An 18311-nucleotide genomic window follows, 5' to 3' on the forward strand; every position below is an offset into this window, starting at 1 on the left:
TTGTTCGACGTTTTCCCAGGAGTAAGCCATGCCCCATGAAGGCAACCTGTTGCAAGCCGCTGTCGTCTTTCTGTTCGCGGCGGTGCTCACCGTGCCTTTGGCCAAACGCCTGCAACTGGGCGCGGTGTTGGGCTATCTGCTGGCCGGCGTCATCATCGGGCCGTCGGTGCTGGGGTTGATCGGCAACCCGCAAAGTGTCAGCCATATTTCCGAGCTCGGCGTGGTGTTGCTGCTGTTCATCATTGGTCTTGAGCTGTCTCCGCGACGGTTATGGGTGATGCGCAAAGCGGTGTTTGGCGTCGGTCTGGCGCAAGTGCTGCTGACCGGTTCGGTGATCGGCGTGCTGGCGTTCTACGTGTTCGGCCAGGCGCTCAATAGCGCGATCGTGCTCGGCCTGGGGCTGGCGTTGTCGTCCACCGCCTTCGGTCTGCAAAGCCTGGCTGAGCGCAAGGAACTGACCAGCCCGCACGGACGGCTGGCGTTTGCGATTCTGCTGTTTCAGGACATCGCCGCGATCCCGCTGATCGCCATGGTGCCGCTGCTCGCCGGCGGCGATCACACCTCGACCGCCGCTGAAGATTTGAACCATGTCCTGCGGGTGCTCGGCAGCATCGCAGTGGTGGTGATTGGCGGGCGTTACCTGTTGCGACCGGTGTTTCGTGTGGTCGCCAAAACCGGCCTGCCGGAAGTCTCGACCGCCACCGCGCTGCTGGTGGTGATCGGCACTGCATGGCTGATGGACCTGGTCGGCGTGTCGATGGCACTCGGCGCATTCCTCGCCGGCTTGCTGCTGGCGGACTCGGAATACCGCCATGAACTGGAAGCGCAAATCGAACCGTTCAAGGGCCTGCTGCTGGGGCTGTTTTTCATCAGCGTCGGCATGGGCGCCAACATCAGCCTGCTGTTCAGCGCCCCAGCGACGGTGCTGGGCCTGACCTTGCTGCTGATCATGCTCAAGCTGCCGATGCTGTTTGTCGTCGGGCGACTGGCCGGAGGTTTGAATCGGCTGAGTGCGCTGCGCTTGGGCATCGTGCTGGCGGCGGGTGGTGAATTTGCGTTCGTGGTGTTCAAGATCGGCCGCGACCAAGGCCTGTTCGACCCACGGATGTACGACCTTCAGGTGCTGACCATCACCCTGTCGATGGCCGTGACCCCGCTGTTGCTGCTGATGTGCGGCCGACTGGTGAAATCGAAAGTCCAGCCCGTTGCCGTGCCGCCGCACCTGCGTGAAATCGACACTGACGCCCCGCGCGTAGTCATCGCCGGCCTGGGCCGTATGGGACAGATCGTCGCGCGGATCCTGCGGGCACAGAAAATCCAGTTCGTCGCCCTCGACACCTCGGTGGAAACCATCGAGCTGTCGCGCAGTTTTGGCGGTGTGCCGGTGTTCTATGGCGATCCGATGCGCCCGGAAATACTCCATGCGGCCAAGGTCGGGCAGGCGGAATACTTTGTGATTGCCACCGATGACCCGGACACCAACATCAAGACCGCCGAACTGGTGCGCAAACTCTACCCGCACATGAAAATCATCGCCCGTGCGCGTAACCGTCAGCACGTGCACCGGTTGGTCGACCTCGGCGCCGAGGCGATCCGCGAAACCTACTATTCCAGCCTGGAAATGAGCCGCCGGACCCTGCTCGGTCTGGGCCTGAGCCAAACCCAGGCCGACGCCCGCATCGAGCGTTTCAAGCATCACGACGAACAAGTGCTCGAAGCCCAGCACGCGATCTACGACGATGCCGCGAAAGTCATGCAAAGCGCCCAGGAAGCCCGAGCCGAACTGGCGCGGTTGTTCGAGGCGGATCGGATTGAGGAAGAGACGGTCAAACCTTGAAGCAAAAAAAGATCGCGTTCCCCGTGGGAACCGCCGCAGGCCGCGATCTTTTGCTCTGAAATGTTGAAAGGAATCCACGATGAGTAGCACCGACCAGTCTCCCCCCGCCCTGAAGGAAATCTTCAACGCCGAGCGCTTGCAACACATCGCCAGCGAAATGCGCGCGGTGTACCCGGCGTTCAACGCCAAGGCGTTCCTGAAACTCGCCAATGAAGGCCTGGCCGAGTTGTCGGTGATGCAGCGCATGGCGCGGGTCGGTGAGTGCCTGCATGCAGTGTTGCCGCTGAGCTATGAGCAGACACTGGAAATCCTGCGCCCGCTCGCACCACGCTTGAACAGCGGCTTCGTCAGCATGTTCCTGCCTCAGTACGTCGCCACTTATGGTGCCCACGCGTTCGAGCTGTCGATGGACGCACTCAAGTACTTCACCACGTTCGGTTCCTCGGAGTTCGCGATCCGGCATTTCCTGCGCAGCGACTTCGAACGCTCACTGGCACTGATGCACGACTGGTCGCTGGACGACAACGAACACGTCCGCCGCCTGGCCAGCGAAGGCAGTCGCCCGCGCCTGCCGTGGTCATTTCGTTTGGAACCGGTGCAAGCCGACCCGACGCTGGCAGCAGCAATCCTCGACAGCCTCAAGGCCGACAGCAGCCTTTATGTGCGCAAGTCGGTGGCCAACCACCTCAACGACATCACCAAGGACCACCCCGAGTGGGTGCTGAACCTGATCGAAGGCTGGTCGCTGGAAAACCCGCGCACCGCGTGGATCGCCAAACACGCCCTGCGCAGCCTGATCAAACAGGGCAACCAACGGGCACTGGCCATTATCGGCGCTGGCGGCAAGCCCGAGGTCCAGATCCATAACCTCAAGGTTGAACCGGCGGTGATCAGTCTCGGCGAGACCGTAAAGCTCTCGTTCGACCTTCACTCAACCGCCAATGACAACCAGCGACTGGTGGTCGATTACGCCATCGACTACGTCAAAGCCTCAGGCGCTACCTCGGCGAAAGTTTTCAAACTCAAGGGCCTCACCCTGCCCGCCCACGCCCGCCAAACCCTCAGCCGCACCCAGCAGATCCGCGAGCTGACCACCCGCAAACATTACGCAGGCACGCATGCGGTACACATCATGGTCAATGGCGAGCGACTGGGAAGCACCGCGTTCGAAATTACCCCGTAATCCCGGAGCAGGCACGCGCCTAGCCCTAGCCAGCGATGGGGTCGGTAAAATCACTACCGCCAGCAAGCCGCGCTCCCGCAGTTTTGATTGGTGTACATCTGCGGGAGATGGGTCGGCTGTCAGGCTGCCATCGCAGGCAAGCCAGCTCCCACACTTTTGATTGGTGTACATCCGCAAAAGATAGGCCGGCTGCCAGGTCGTCATCGCGGGCAAGCCCGGCTCCCACAAAAAAGGCAAAAAGGCAAAGCAGCGCATACCGTCGCCTTCACCACTCAACAGGCCGAGCGTTAGCTCGCCTGCCGCTGTTGATCTTGATCCGCCCGCCCCTTCGGGAGGCCGAGTGGAGGTGTTCATCAGGAGGTTGGCGCGTAGCGCCGTACGGCGTAGCCGGACACATCGAGAGGAGGTCGTCGCGAAGCAGACCGTAGGCGATGCCTCCTGATGAATACCGTAGCGAGGGAACGCCGAGCCTAAGCGAGGTGCCGTACGCTTGGGGCGAGCGTTTTTTTGCTTACTTTTTTTAGGCGCTTGTAAAAAAAGTGAGTCGCCGTAAGGGCGAAACCCTAAGTGGCCGGGGGTGTCAGAAATGGATATGTACACCTGCAAGAGATAGGCCGGCTATCAGGCCGCCTGGACCAAAAGATCGCAGCCTACACTTAAGAGCCGGGCCCAAGCAGCAGCGCCTGCTCGCGATCACACAACCCCACCACATAATCCCACAACACCCGCAACCGCACCGACTTGTGCAACTCACGCCGGGTACTGATCCAGTAACTACGCTGAATACTTTCAGCCGGTAACAGCGGCACCAGTTCCGGATCATGGCTGGCCATGTAACACGGCAACACCGCAATCCCCAACCCCGAGCGCGCCGCCTGCTGCTGGGCAATCACACTGGTACTGTGAAACACCACCTGAGGGCTGCGGCAAAAACTGTTGAGAAACATCAATTCCTGACTGAACAACAGATCGTCGACGTAACCGATCCACGCATGCCGCGCCAGGTCTTCCCGGCTGCGCAACGGCGGCGAACGGTCGAGGTAAGCCTGACTGGCGTAAAGCGCCAAACGGTAATCAGTGAGCTTGCGAGTGACCAGCATGTCAGCCGCCGGGCGCTCCAGATGAATACTGATCTCGGCTTCGCGATTGAGGATACTGACGAAACGCGGCACCGCCACCAACTCCACTTCCAACCCCGGATAGCGATCAAACAAACCCTGCATGCGACTGGCGAGAAACATGATCCCCAAGCCTTCGGTCACCCCGACGCGAATCTTGCCCAGCGGCGCACTGGACTGGGTGATCTCCTCCTGCGCCAGCAAGGCGACATTCTCCATGGCTTCAGCATGTTTGAGCAGCGCTTCACCAGCCGGGGTCAGTTGGTAACCCTGGGCTTGCTGGACAAACAGCGCGGTGCCGAGACTCGTTTCAATCGCCTCAATGTGTCGCGCCACCGTAGCGTGGGTGGTTTTCAAGCGCCGGGCGGCGGTCAGCAAGCGGCCGCTGCGTTGCAATTCGAGAAAAAACCGCAAGTCATTCCAGTCGAACATCCGCCTTCCTTGCATGCGTGGGAGTTGATCACTGTTTAAAAACGCACAGCAGCTGAGCAAAAACTAACATTCTTTTGCCGAAAACTAACAACTAGGATGGATCCCAATAAGAACAACACGCTGCGAGGTCATGGATGCAACCTGCCGTTGATGCATACGATTACATCGTGGTCGGCGCCGGACCGGCCGGCTGCCTGCTGGCCAATCGACTCTCCGCCAACCCGCAGCACCGGGTGTTGCTGCTTGAAGCCGGCGGGCGCGATAACTACCCGTGGATTCACATACCCGTCGGTTACCTGTACTGCATCGGCAACCCGCGCACCGACTGGTGCTTCAAGACCGAAGCGCAAACCGGCCTGCAAGGCCGCAGCCTGAGTTATCCACGCGGCAAGGTGCTGGGCGGCAGCTCATCGATCAACGGCATGATCTACATGCGCGGCCAGGCCGGCGATTACGACCGCTGGGCCGCCGAAGGCAACCCCGGCTGGAGCTGGAACGACGTACTGCCACTGTTCAAACAGAGCGAAAACCATTTTGCCGGTGACTCGGCATTTCACGGCGCCGCCGGTGAATGGCGCGTCGAGCGCCAGCGGCTGTCGTGGCCGATTCTCGACGCCTTCCGCAACGCCGCCGAACAAAGCGGCATCGCCAGCGTCGATGACTTCAACCAGGGCGACAACGAAGGCTGCGGCTACTTCCAGGTGAATCAGAAAGCCGGGGTGCGCTGGAATGCCGCCAAAGCCTTTCTCAAACCGGTTCGCCACCGACCAAACCTTACCGTCCTGACCGGTGTCGACGTCGACCGCGTGCTGCTGGAAAACGGCCGGGCATCCAGGGTCAGCGCCCGCTGGCAAGGCCAGGTAAACATCTTTGCTGCCCGCAGGGAGATCATCCTCAGCGCCGGCTCAGTCGGTTCGCCGAGCATCCTGCAACGTTCCGGCATTGGCCCCGGCAGCCTGCTCAAACGCCTGGGCATCGGCGTCGCCCACGAGCTCAATGGCGTGGGTGGCAACCTGCAGGATCACTTGCAGTTGCGGCTGATCTATAAGCTGGAAAATGCCCGGACCCTGAACCAGATCGCCGGCAGCCTGTGGGGTAAAATCGGCATGGGCCTGCGCTATCTGTACGACCGCAGTGGCCCGCTGTCGATGGCCCCCAGTCAACTCGGCGCCTTCGCCCGCTCCGGACCGGAACAAACCTCGGCGAACCTCGAATACCACGTCCAACCGCTCTCGCTCGAACGCTTTGGCGAACCCTTGCATGCGTTCCCGGCGTTTACCGCGTCGGTCTGCGACCTGCGCCCGCAAAGCCGTGGCCGCGTCGAGATTCGCTCGGCCGACCCGCAACAGCCGCCGCTGATTCAACCCAATTACCTGAGCCATCCCGAAGACCTGCGCGTAGCCGCCGAGGCGATTCGCCTGACCCGGCGCATCGTTGCCGCACCGGCCTTGCAACCGTTCAACCCGGTCGAATACCTGCCGGGCGCGGCCTTGCAAAGCGAAGAACAACTGCACGAAGCCGCCGCGCGCATCGGCACGACGATTTTCCATCCGGTCGGCACCTGCCGCATGGGCAACGATGCCGATGCCGTAGTCGATGCCCAGCTGCGGGTTCACGGCATTCCCGGATTGCGTATCGCCGATGCGTCGATCATGCCGCACATCACCTCGGGCAATACCTGTTCACCAACACTGATGATCGCCGAAAAAGCGGCGCAGCTGATTCTCGCCGCATCGACCTGGAACGCTACCGCGGAAATAGAACGGGTCACCGAGCCGCACCTGTAGAAGCCGAGCTTGCTCGCGATGAACGATGACGCGGATCACCGGATACACCGCGTCGCCTGCATCGCGAGCAAGCTCGGCTCCTACGAGGACCGTGCAATACCAGCAGGAGCGGCGCCAGCCCATACGGCCGGCGCTGACAGTGGAACAACAATAAATAAACACTGTGAGGGATACCGACATGTCAGAACAGGCTCAAGCCATCGCCGCAACGCTCAGCGCCGGCACCAGCAAGGAAACCCAGAAAGTCATCTTCGCCTCGTCCCTCGGGACGGTGTTCGAATGGTATGACTTCTTCCTCTACGGCGCCCTCGCGGCGGTGATCAGCAAACAGTTCTTCGCCGGGGTCAACGACACCACTGCCTTCATCTTCGCGTTGATGGCCTTCGCCGCCGGTTTCATCGTGCGACCGTTCGGCGCTCTGGTGTTCGGTCGACTGGGGGACATGATCGGGCGCAAATACACCTTCCTCGCCACGATCATCCTGATGGGCCTGGCAACCTTCTCCGTTGGCTTGCTGCCGACCTACGCCAGTATCGGCATTGCCGCACCGATCATTCTGGTGGTGCTGCGCATGCTTCAGGGCCTGGCACTCGGCGGCGAGTACGGCGGTGCCGCGACCTACGTGGCAGAACACGCGCCCGTCGGCAAACGCGGTTTCCACACCAGCTGGATTCAGTCCACCGCGACCCTCGGTTTGCTGCTCTCGCTGCTGGTGGTGCTCGGCTGCCGCTACTTCACCGGTGATCAATTCGAAGTCTGGGGCTGGCGCATTCCGTTCCTGCTGTCGATCGTACTGCTGGGCATTTCGACCTGGATTCGCCTGAGCCTGCACGAGTCGCCGGCCTTCTTGAAAATGAAAGAAGAAGGCAAGTCCTGCAAAGCACCGATCCGCGAATCCTTCGGTAACTGGGAAAACCTCAAAGTCGTGCTGATTGCGCTGTTCAGCATCAACGCCGGGCAAGCGGTGACCTTCTATGCCGCACAGTTCTATGTGCTGTTCTTCCTCACCCAGTTCCTGAAAATGGACCCGGCCCTGGCCAACACCTTGCTGATTGTCAGCGTGGTGATCGGTGCACCGTTCTTCATTTTCTTCGGCTGGCTGTCGGACCGGGTCGGGCGCAAACCGATCCTGATGATCGGCCTGTTGCTGGCCACCGTGCTGTACTTCCCGATCTTCAAAACCCTGGCCCATTACGCCAACCCGGCCATCGACCGCGCCAGTCAACAAGCGCCGATCAGCGTGCTGGCCGACCCGGCCACCTGCACCTTCCAGTTCGACCCGGTCGGCAAGGCGCGGTTTGACAGCCCCTGCGACAAAGTCAAAACCTTCCTGGTCAAACAAGGCCTGCCTTACAGCAGCAAAGCCGCCGCTGGCAGCGCGGTGCAGGTCAGCGTTGGCGATGTCACTATCGATGGTTACGACGAAGCCGCCCTGCGCGGTGCCGTGACCCTGGCCGGTTACCCGCAACAGGCGGACACCCAGCAGATCAACAAACCGATGATCGTCGTGCTGATCGTCGCGCTGATCATCATTTCGGCGATGTGCTACGGGCCGCTGGCGGCGCTGATGGTCGAACTGTTCCCGACGCGCATCCGCTACACCTCGATGTCCCTGCCGTATCACATCGGCAACGGCTGGTTTGGTGGTTTCCTGCCGACCGTATCGTTCGCGCTGGTGGTCTACACCGGGGATATTTTCTACGGGCTGTGGTACCCGATACTGATCACCGGGGTGAGCCTTGTGGTGGGTATGCTCTGCTTGCGCGAAACCAAGGACGTGGACCTGGAGAAAAACTGACGGCATAAAAAAAGTCCGCCCATGTTGGCCCTGGGCGGACTTTCATTTCACTGCACGGAACCGCATCGGCGGTTCCTGTCAGCAGAGTTTAGGCGACAATATCAGTGGTTGCCGCCTGACCGACCGTTCCCACGGCAAAATCTACCGCACCGTGGCCGGTGAGATCGATATACAAACTGGTCTGGTTGGTCTGTGCGAAGTACGTCAGGATCGCGTCGCCGGCATGGCCGGTGAAGCCACTGACGAAGTTCAGCGTGGCGGCGCCAGACGCGAACTGCGCGATGCCCGACAGGTCGATCTTGTCCTCACCGCTGGTGAAATCCATGATCCAGTCCGGTGCGGTCATGGTCGAATCGGATGCCGCACCGAACACGAAGGTGTCCGCCCCGGCCCCACCCCACAAGCTATCGCCGCCACCGCCGCCGTAGAGGATGTCGTTGCCGGCACCGCCTTCGAGCAGGTTGGCCACCGCGTTGCCGATCAGCAGGTCATTGCCCGAACCACCGATAGCGTTTTCCAGGGTTACGCCGTGGGCGATGGACACGTTGCCGACCAGGCCGCCAACGTCAGAGAACGAGCCTTGGTTGAGGTTGATCTTCTGGTTCTGGCTGAAGCCCGAGAAGTCCAGGGTGTCGTTGCCGCCACCGTCCCACACCGAGAACACCACTTTCGATTCAGCCGACGTGGCGCTGTAGAAATCGCGACCGGCGTTGGAGTTGAAGCCATAGACCGTATCATCGGCACGGGTCTCGAGGTTGGCACCGTAGAGTTTTTGCACCGCGACAATGTCGTCCATCAGCGGTGCCGAGGCGTACGCACCGCTGCCATCCTTGCTGAAGTCCTGACCGGTGTTGCTCTCGCTCCAGTAGCTCATCAGGCTGTAGCCGCGCGTGTCCTGAGCGTAGGTCACGTCGTTATAGGTCGGGTTGCCGCTACCCGCGTTATAGACGCCCGGATGGGACAGGCCCAGGCTGTGACCGATTTCGTGGGTCAGGGTCTGACGCCCGTAGTTGTTGGTGCCCGGCGTCTCGTTGACCCGGTACTGATCGTTGATCAGGTACCAGGACTGACCGTCGTAGCTACCGCCCGACGGCAAGTAGGCGAACGCCGCGCCACCGGTGCTGACATCGTAGTTACCGAAGCTCAGGTGCCCGTCACCGCCTGCGACCCCTTCCTTGAAGGTGACATTGGCCACGTCCGACCAGGATTGCAGAGAGAGTTTCGCCTGGGCTTTCTGCAGATCGCTGAACTCGCTGAAATGACCCAGCTTGGTGTTGTAGTTAGCCGGCGCCGACGTCATGAAGCTGAAGCTCAGTTCGACTTTGCCATTGCCGTCCGTGTCGTGCAAGGACAGGTTTTTACGCAGAATCTGATCAGCCGCCTGATCCGCGGTGAACGACGGTTTGCCGTTAATCAGCTCAGCGCCACCGCGATCATACAAATGGCTGAAGGCATCGACCTGACTGTAGGCCGAACTGACCTGCCCTGAAGAAATGAGCGCTTTTGCTTTGGCCTGTGACATCACTTACGTCCTTGTTTCAAATAGTCGGTTCCGATAGACCACGGCGACCCCTTCGCGAGATCGTCCTATCACTCGCCCTGTTGAAGGCGTAACGAAACTGACACAGTTTGAAGCAGCGGGGCTATTGAATTTTTAGATAGCCACCGCTCAAGGGCGAAGCGTCATGCCTCTTTTTTTGACCGGACTGATGGTACGCCCCTTCATCGCCAGCTGATTGACGTCTGCCCCCTGCAAGCGCGAGATAACAGGTTCAGCAATGTTCGAACAAGGGGAGTTCAACATGGTCAATGTCACCGTTTTGGCAGGAGATTTTCAACAAGGCGATAGCGAGTACCGTGAAGGGGCGTTGCAGTTGAAAACCCTTTTCAACCCTAACCAGGAAATCAAAGTGCGGCCCTCGGCATTCAAAACCCTGGAAGTGGCAACCGAGGACAGCGTGACCAACAAGGATGCGATTGGCTACAGCATCGCCGGCGCCATGCTGCTCGGCCCCATCGGGGCAATCGCCGGCTACCTGATGGCGGGCAAGGAGACCGAGATTACGTTCATCGCCACGCTCAAGGATGGTCGCAAGCTGTTGGCGGCAACGGACAGCGATACTTACCGGGATATTTCCCGACACATGCATCATTAAGCGTTACAGCGTAATCCCTTGTGCTCATGACGACTGAATGTCATGAGCACTTCGCGCCTTAATATCGATCACTGTCGACTGCAATTATTCTGACCGTCCCTTCTGCACTGTCCTTATCTGTCTAATGCCTTAACAACATGGATTTAAGGTTGACGTCAGCGGCCTGCCTGAGTACATTGCCCGGGCCGGTAACTCAGGCCTTTTTTCAACTCACAAAAGAATCCAATGGACACAGTATCTAGACGCTGTCTGGCTGATGCGTTTTCGCAGAGCTGGGCACTTAACCCAGAAAATGACGGGACTCGACTCCTCGGTCGGGTGAGCTGCGCTAGGGCTTGACGCTCCATCGTAACTTGCCTCTCCGGCGTCAGTCCGGTTGCGAGGCATGTTATGAACTTCAAATCTACTGTAATGCCAGGTGTACGCGCCTTCGCCTCGACGATGCGCGTAAAGCCTTGCCGTGAGCGCCCTGTGGCGACTCGTTCGCCGTTTTCCTCCCCTTCTTCGCGCACTCAGGCTCAGTTGCGTGCCACTTGGCGCGTCTGCCCGTCGACCGGCCAACTTCAGCAACGCTGGAGCCTCGACGAAAGCCAGGAACCACCGAGTTGGTGCTTTGCGCACCTCCTGCAGCAGGCCAGCGTATGGCTCGGCCTGCACCTCGGGGCACGCACTTTCAGTTGATCTGAAAGTACTTCCAAGGGTGTATAACCAGCGTTTTCCTTAATAAGGAATTCGGCAACTTTCTATTGCCTATTTAACACACAGACTTCATGAGGTTCGTTATGGACGAGGCCAGTAGTAGGTTCGCTGCATGCCGTTTTTTATTGGGCGTGCAGCGAACGTTAAACACTAAAAAACACAATAACTTTAATCGACCGCTTACTTGCGACTCGACCTACATTCGCTCGCCTTTAATTAGCTGAGTTTGCAGTGTGTCGTGCCGCAAGACTGCGGCAGGAGCACACGCAATGACCCTTGTAAAAGATCCGAAAAAGCACGTCCGGGGCGCCACGAACGACGACACCAAGCTGTCGATGCGCGCCGCCCGTGAGGCGCAAAACGGCCTCGCAGTTACCCTCGCCAACGTCAAGACTTCCGCCGACGGCCTGACCGAGCTTGATGCCGAAGGCCGCCTGCAACGCGAAGGCTTCAACGAAGTGGCCCATGACAAGCCACCTCACGCCATCGTCCAGTTTCTCCAGGCCCTCAACAATCCGTTCATCTATGTGCTGCTGGCGCTGGCCGGCATCAGCTTCGTGACCGATTACTGGCTCCCACTCCAGGCAGGCGAAGAAATCGACCTCACCAAAGTCATCATTATCATGACCATGGTGTCGCTCAGCAGCCTGCTGCGGTTCTGGCAGGAACACCGCTCGGCCAAGTCGGCTGAAGCGCTCAAGGCCATGGTCCGCACCACCGCCACCGTGCTGCGTCACGAGCAAATGGGCATGAAGCCCAAACTGCGTGAAGTGCCGATGCGTGAACTGGTGGCCGGCGACGTCATTCAGCTGTCGGCCGGTGACATGATCCCGGCTGACATTCGCCTGATCGAATCCCGTGACCTGTTCATCAGCCAAGCGGTGCTGACCGGCGAAGCCTTGCCGGTGGAGAAATACGACACCCTGGGCAACGTTGCACAGAAGTCCGCCTCAGCAACAGCCGCCGACCAGTCAAACCTGCTGGACCTGCCGAACATCTGCTTCATGGGCACCAACGTGGTCAGCGGCACCGCCCGAGCGGTGGTGGTCGCGACTGGTCCACGCACCTACTTTGGATCGCTGGCCAAAGCCATCGTCGGCTCGCGGGTGCAAACCGCCTTCGACCGTGGGGTGAACAGCGTCAGCTGGCTGCTGATCCGCTTCATGCTGGTCATGGTGCCGATCGTGTTCCTGCTCAACGGTTTTTCCAAAGGCGATTGGGCTGATGCGCTGATGTTTGCCCTGGCCGTCGCGGTCGGCCTGACCCCGGAAATGCTGCCGATGATCGTCAGCGCCAACCTCGCCAAAGGCGCGATGGCGATGGCTAAACGCAAAGTCGTGGTCAAGCGCCTCAACGCCATCCAGAACTTCGGCTCGATGGACGTGCTCTGCACCGACAAGACCGGCACCCTGACCCAGGACAAAATCATCCTCGAGCACCACGTCGACATCAATGGCCGGCGCGACGACTCGATTCTTGAACTGGCGTGGCTCAACAGCCATCACCAGAGCGGTCTGCGCAACCTGATGGACCAGGCGGTGGTGCAATTCGCCGAGCGCAACCCGACGTTCAAGATCCCGTTCGCCTACAGCAAGATCGATGAGCTGCCGTTCGACTTCATTCGTCGGCGCCTGTCGATCATCGTCAAGGACAGTCGCGACGATCATCTGCTGGTCTGCAAGGGTGCGGTCGAGGAGATGCTGAGCATTTCCAGCCACATCCACGAGAACGGCGTGGTGGTTGCACTGGATGAGCAGCGTCGCAAAGCGCTGCTGGCGATGGCCAACGAGTACAACGAAGACGGTTTCCGGGTGCTGGTGGTGGCGACTCGAGAGATCCCGAAAGCCCAGAGCAAAAACCAGTACAAGACCAGTGACGAACGCGAGCTGGTGATTCGCGGCTTCCTGACCTTCCTCGATCCGCCGAAGGAAACCGCTGGCCCGGCGATTGCCGCGCTGCGCGACATGGGCGTGACCGTCAAGGTGCTGACCGGCGACAACGCCGTGGTCACCAGCAAGATCTGCCGCGAAGTCGGCCTGGAGCCCGGCACGCCGCTGCTCGGCCAAGACATCGAGAAGATGGACGAGTCGACCCTCAAGTTGCGGGTTGAAGAACGCACGGTGTTTGCCAAGCTCACGCCGCTACAGAAATCCCGGGTACTCAAGGCCTTGCAATCGAACGGTCACACCGTCGGTTTCCTCGGCGACGGCATCAACGACGCCCCTGCCCTGCGCGACGCCGATGTCGGTATTTCGGTCGACAGCGGCACCGATATTGCCAAGGAATCGGCGGATATCATCCTGCTGGAAAAGAGCCTGATGGTGCTCGATGAAGGTGTGATCAAAGGTCGCGAGACCTTCGGCAACATCATGAAGTACCTGAACATGACCGCCAGCTCGAACTTCGGCAACGTCTTTTCGGTGTTGGTGGCCAGTGCCTTCATCCCGTTCCTGCCGATGCTGGCGATCCACCTGCTGCTGCAAAACCTGATGTACGACATCTCCCAGCTGGCGCTGCCGTGGGACAAGATGGACAAGGAATACCTGCGCAAGCCGCGCAAGTGGGACGCCAAGAACATCGGGCGCTTCATGCTGTGGATCGGGCCGACCTCGTCGATCTTCGACATCACCACCTTCGCCCTGATGTGGTACGTGTTCTCGGCCAACAGTGTGGAAATGCAGACCCTGTTCCAGTCCGGCTGGTTCATCGAAGGCTTGCTGTCGCAAACGTTGGTGGTGCACATGCTGCGGACCCAGAAGATCCCGTTCTTCCAGAGCACCGCGGCCTTGCCGGTGATCCTGATGACCGGGCTGGTGATGGTGCTGGGCATCTACATCCCGTTCTCGCCACTCGGCACCCTGGTCGGTCTGCAACCGCTGCCATGGCAGTACTTCCCATGGCTGGTGGGCACTCTGCTCAGCTACTGCGTGTTCGCCCAGTTGATGAAGACCTTCTACATCCGCCGCTTCAAGCAATGGTTCTGATCGTCTGAACGCCACAATCCCTGTGGGAGCAAGCTTGCTCCCACAGGTTTTTGTGTTCGCCGCCTCTATACGCCGCGATCCGGCTTTCGTGCCATCAATCAATGAAATAGCAAAGGGAGAGTCCTCATGTCGGGAACTACTCTATTGATCAACCTCGCCGGCTCCATCGCACTGATGCTCTGGGGCACCCATATGATTTCTTCGGCGCTGTTGCGCGGCTTCGGCACGCCTCTGCGCCAATGGCTGGGCAAAAACCTCAACAACCGCTGGATGGCCGTGCTCTCGGGCGTCGGGATCACCGGCATTCTACAAAGCAGCACCGCCGTCAGCCTGATGGCGACCTCCTTCACTGCCGCCGGAGCGCTGGGCCTTGCGCCAGCGTTGGCGGTGATGCTCGGGGCCAATATTGGCTCGACGCTGGTGGTGCAACTGCTCAGTTTCGATATTTCGATCGTCACACCTATCGTCCTGCTGGCCGGGTTCATCGTCTTCCGCCTGCGCGATGACTCACGCTACGAGAGCGTCGGCTGCGCGCTGATCGGCCTGGGCTTGATGCTGCTGGCGCTACGCATGCTCGGGTCGACGCTGGGAGAGGTCGAAGGCACGCCGATCTTCCATGCACTCATGCACAGCCTCGATGGTGACATGATCATTGCCTTGCTGGTGGCGATGCTGCTGACCTGGATCTGCCATTCCAGCGTCGCGGTGGTGTTGCTGATCGCCTCGCTCGCCGCCACTGGTCTGCTCTCGCCGGTGACCAGCATGGCGCTGGTGCTCGGGGTGAATATCGGTGGCGCCCTGCCCTCGGTGCTCAACGCCAGTTCCGCCGTGGCCCGGCGCTTGCCGGTCGGCAACCTGCTGGTGCGGGTCATCGGGGCGCTGGTGTGCTTGCCGTTCGTGCCGATGCTGGCTCAGAGCAGCCCGATTGCAGAGCTGACACCCGCGCTACGGGTGGTTTGCCTGCACACCAGCTTCAATCTGCTGCTGGCGCTGGTGTTCATCGGCCTGACAGAACCGCTGGCGAAACTGCTGACGCACCTGCTGCCGTCACCTGCGCGGGATGTTGATCCCGGCATGCCGCTCTATCTGGATGAAGCCGGCCTCGCGGTGGCGAACATTGGCCTGTCCAACGCGGCGCGTGAAGCCCTGCGGCTGGCCGACATGCTCTCGATCATGCTCAACCGCGTGCTGCAACTGTTCCAGACCTCTGACCAGCGCAACGTCGATGAGGTACGGCAGATCGACCAGTCCCTGGATCTGCTGAGCGCAGCGATTCGTGCCTATCTGGCGGACATCGGCCAGGAAGGCATCAGTGACAGCGACGCCGATCGCTCGCAGGAAATCCTGATGTTCGTGATCAACCTGGAGCACGCCGCCGACATCCTGTCCACCAGCCTTGCGCAGTTGGTAGCGCGCCGACTGCGGCGCGGTGAAAACTTTTCGGCCTTCGAACTGGGCACGCTCTATCCGCTGCACAACGAGCTGCTGGAAAGCCTGAGCCTGGCGATTACCGTGTTTCTTCGCGAAGACCTTGCAACCGCCCACTATCTGGTCAGCCGCAAGGAATCGGTCAGAAGACTGGAAGCTGCGGCCAGCCGGGCGCACTTTCGTGCCCTGCGCGAAGACAAAAGCGCCTGGGCCGAGTCCGGTGACATCTTTCAACGGCTGCTGCGCGACTACCGACGCGTGCATCACCACATCGCGGCGCTGGCCTACCCGGTACTCGAACGCGCCGGGGAACGCGATATCGAGAGCAATGACCTGGCAGATAGTCATCCGCAACCGTCTGCCGACAAGGATCAACTGCCATGCGCGTCCTGATCTGTGCCGGGCGCTATTACGCTGACACCCGTACCTGCCGCCGGGTACTGGAAGCCTTCCAGTGCCTGCATGAAGTGCGCGTGCTGATCCACGGCGGCAATCAGTTTCTGGGCGGAGACATCGAAAACTGGGCCCGGGAACTGGGCGCGAACATCGTGCGCTACCCCGCCAACTGGCAACTGCACGGCAAGCTGGCGGAGCGTCTGCGCAACAGCTTCATGCTGCAAGACAGCCGACCCGACATCGTCATTGCGCTACCCGGTGGGGAGGACACCGAAGAGCTGATCGCGCAGGCCAGGGCGGCCGGTATTCAAACGTTGCAGATGAACGAAGGGGTTTAACCCACCTTAACTGTACATCCATACAGATAAAGGTTGATCCACGCCGCTGTACCCCGCATGCTGTGCACCTTCAAACCCTGATGACTGATGGTGGTTATGCAGCTGTTTCTCTGTGAAAAGCCTTCCCAGGCCAAAGACATTGCGGCCGTGCTCGGTGCCAGCCGGCGCGGCGACGGCTGCTGGCTGGGAACGGGCGTCACAGTGACCTGGTGCATCGGTCACCTGCTGGAAACCGCACCGCCGGATGCCTACGACTCACGTTATAAACGCTGGGTCCTGGAAGACCTGCCGATCATTCCCGAGAAGTGGAAGATGCTGGTCAAACCCAAGACCGACAGCCAGTTCAAAGCCGTCAAACGACTACTCGGCGAAGCGGATGAGCTGGTGATCGCCACCGACGCCGACCGTGAGGGCGAGATGATTGCCCGCGAGCTGGTGGAGCATTGCCGCTATCGCGGGCCGATCAAGCGCCTGTGGCTGTCGGCGCTGGACGATGCGTCGATTCGCAAGGCCCTGGCGGCGCTCAAACCCGGCGCAGAAACCTTCAGTCTCTATCATTCGGCACTCGGGCGCTCGCGTGCCGACTGGCTGATCGGCATGAACATGAGCCGCCTGTTCACCCTGCTCGGGCGTCAGTCCGGCTATCAAGGCGTGCTGCCGGTGGGCCGGGTGCAAACTCCGACCTTGCGGCTGGTGGTCGATCGCGACCGCAGCATTGCTGACTTCGTGCCCGTGCCGTATTGGGCCATCGACGTACAACTGCTGCATGACAACATCCCGTTCACCGCCCAATGGCGCGCCGCACCGGAGGTCTGCGACGAGCATGACCGCTGCCTGAATCAGGCGCTGGCGCAGGAAGCGGCCATGGCCATGCGCAACGCCGCCAGTGCGCAGCTGGTCAAGCTGCGCACCGAGCGGGTCCGCGAAGCCGCACCGCTGCCGTTCGACCTTGGCACGCTGCAAGAAATCTGCTCGAAAAAACTCGGCCTCGGCGCTCAGGAAACCCTGGATGTGGCCCAGGCGTTGTACGAAACCCACAAGGTCATCACTTACCCGCGCAGTGACTGTGGCTACTTGCCGCTGAGCCAGCACAGCGAAGCGCCGGGCATTCTCGCCGCCCTTGGGCGTGCCGACCCCAGCCTTGGCGAGTTGCTCAAGCACCTTGAGCCACAACGCCGGTCGCGGGCCTGGAACGACGCCAAGGTCAGCGCCCACCACGGGATCATCCCCACGGCGGCGGCGAAAAACCTCGAACGCCTGACCGGCAAGCACCGTGCGGTCTACACCTTGATCCGGGCGCGGTATCTGGCGCAGTTCCTGCCCAATCACGAATATGACCGTACCCAGGCTGACTTCGACTGCGCCGGGCAAGCCTTGCGTGCGGTGGGCAAACTGATTGTCGAGCCCGGCTGGAAGCGCGCACTGCCCGAAGCGTTGGCCCCGGCGAAAGGACGGGAAGCTCCGGCGCCGCAGACGCTGCCGGCACTGGCTGAAGGACGGGATTACGCTGTCGCCAACGTGACGCTGAAGGACCTCTGGACCCAGCCACCCAAGCCGTTTACCGAAGGCGACCTGATCAAGGCGATGAAGAATGTCGCCAAACTGGTGGAAGATCCGCTGCTCAAGCAAAAGCTCAAGGACACCACCGGCATCGGCACCGAAGCAACCCGCGCCGGGATCATTCAGGGGTTGCTGGACCGAGGTTATCTGATCAAGAACGGCAAAGCCCTGGCCGCCACACCGCCGGCCTTCAGCCTGATCGACGCCGTGCCCCGAGCCATCGCCGACCCCGGCACCACAGCCATCTGGGAACAAGCCCTGGACATGGTGCAAAGTGGCGAAATGAGCCTTGAAGAGTTCGTCACCAAACAAGCCGCCTGGATGAGCAAACAGGTCGGCCGCTGCACCGGCCTGCGCCTGACCATCAGCGGCCCGGCAAGCCCGGCCGGCAAAGGAGCCGCGCCCTGGAAGAACAAACGCAAGACCACCAAGCGCAAAACCGCACCTGCCACCAAACGTAAAGCAAAACCGGCCCTGTAGGAGCACGGCTTGCCGGCGATGGCGATCTCACGGGCCCCATCGCTGGCAAGCCATGCTCCTACGACGGCGGGCGGTCGCTATCGGCTGTCCGCCCACTTCTATTGAAAACGCAAAA

Annotated in this window: 12 protein-coding genes; 10 read left to right on the top strand and 2 right to left on the bottom strand. The window is 60.6% G+C overall.

Features of this window, described 5'->3' with window-relative positions; translation table 11 throughout:
* Nucleotides 1-28 precede the first annotated feature (28 nt).
* Together AABM55_RS16295 and AABM55_RS16300 are read left to right on the top strand one after the other, a co-directional pair.
* Nucleotides 29-1837 carry a monovalent cation:proton antiporter-2 (CPA2) family protein gene (locus AABM55_RS16295; RefSeq protein ID WP_347926983.1) on the top strand — a complete coding sequence of 603 codons (1809 nt, stop codon included), beginning with the start codon at nt 29-31 and terminating at the stop codon, nt 1835-1837.
* Between the two features lie 79 nt (nt 1838-1916).
* Nucleotides 1917-3020, top strand: coding sequence for a DNA alkylation repair protein (locus AABM55_RS16300; protein WP_347926984.1), 1104 nt, complete (start codon nt 1917-1919; stop codon nt 3018-3020).
* A 656-nt stretch (nt 3021-3676) separates the two neighbouring features.
* On the opposite strand, the gene AABM55_RS16305 is transcribed toward AABM55_RS16300, so the two are convergent.
* On the bottom strand, nt 3677-4570 hold the full coding sequence (locus AABM55_RS16305; protein ID WP_054597680.1) for a LysR family transcriptional regulator: 894 nt from the start codon (nt 4568-4570) through the stop codon (nt 3677-3679).
* Between the two features lie 134 nt (nt 4571-4704).
* Here AABM55_RS16305 and AABM55_RS16310 point away from each other — a divergent pair, with 134 nt between their 5' ends.
* Nucleotides 4705-6357 (top strand): GMC family oxidoreductase N-terminal domain-containing protein, encoded by a 1653-nt coding sequence (locus AABM55_RS16310; protein WP_347926985.1) that lies wholly within the window; start codon nt 4705-4707, stop codon nt 6355-6357.
* Nucleotides 6358-6535: 178 nt separating this feature from the next.
* Complete coding sequence (locus AABM55_RS16315; RefSeq protein WP_347926986.1) at nt 6536-8155, top strand: MFS transporter; 1620 nt, start codon at nt 6536-6538, stop codon at nt 8153-8155.
* 88 nt (nt 8156-8243) lie between these two features.
* On the opposite strand, the gene AABM55_RS16320 is transcribed toward AABM55_RS16315, so the two are convergent.
* Complete coding sequence (locus tag AABM55_RS16320; protein ID WP_347926987.1) at nt 8244-9677, bottom strand: serralysin family metalloprotease; 1434 nt, start codon at nt 9675-9677, stop codon at nt 8244-8246.
* Between the two features lie 280 nt (nt 9678-9957).
* Here AABM55_RS16320 and AABM55_RS16325 point away from each other — a divergent pair, with 280 nt between their 5' ends.
* The 6 genes from AABM55_RS16325 (at nt 9958) to AABM55_RS16350 (ending at nt 18196) form a co-directional block, all read left to right on the top strand.
* Complete coding sequence (locus AABM55_RS16325) at nt 9958-10311, top strand: hypothetical protein (RefSeq protein ID WP_054598352.1); 354 nt, start codon at nt 9958-9960, stop codon at nt 10309-10311.
* A 390-nt stretch (nt 10312-10701) separates the two neighbouring features.
* Entirely contained in the window at nt 10702-10992 is a 291-nt protein-coding gene (locus tag AABM55_RS16330; RefSeq protein ID WP_347926988.1) for a hypothetical protein, read from the top strand.
* A gap of 287 nt (nt 10993-11279) precedes the next feature.
* Complete coding sequence (mgtA, locus tag AABM55_RS16335; RefSeq protein WP_347926989.1) at nt 11280-13994, top strand: magnesium-translocating P-type ATPase; 2715 nt, start codon at nt 11280-11282, stop codon at nt 13992-13994.
* A gap of 126 nt (nt 13995-14120) precedes the next feature.
* Nucleotides 14121-15815 carry a Na/Pi cotransporter family protein gene (locus AABM55_RS16340; RefSeq protein ID WP_347926990.1) on the top strand — a complete coding sequence of 565 codons (1695 nt, stop codon included), beginning with the start codon at nt 14121-14123 and terminating at the stop codon, nt 15813-15815.
* Nucleotides 15803-16156, top strand: a complete 354-nt coding sequence (locus AABM55_RS16345) for an SLOG family protein (RefSeq protein WP_347926991.1) — start codon at nt 15803-15805, stop codon at nt 16154-16156. Before AABM55_RS16340 ends, AABM55_RS16345 begins: the two co-directional genes overlap by 13 nt.
* A 96-nt stretch (nt 16157-16252) precedes the next feature.
* Nucleotides 16253-18196, top strand: a complete 1944-nt coding sequence (locus AABM55_RS16350) for a DNA topoisomerase III (protein ID WP_347926992.1) — start codon at nt 16253-16255, stop codon at nt 18194-18196.
* The last annotated feature ends 115 nt before the right edge of the window (nt 18197-18311 follow it).

Source organism: Pseudomonas helvetica, assembly GCF_039908645.1.
In the GTDB taxonomy this organism is placed as follows: Bacteria; Pseudomonadota; Gammaproteobacteria; order Pseudomonadales; family Pseudomonadaceae; genus Aquipseudomonas; species Aquipseudomonas helvetica.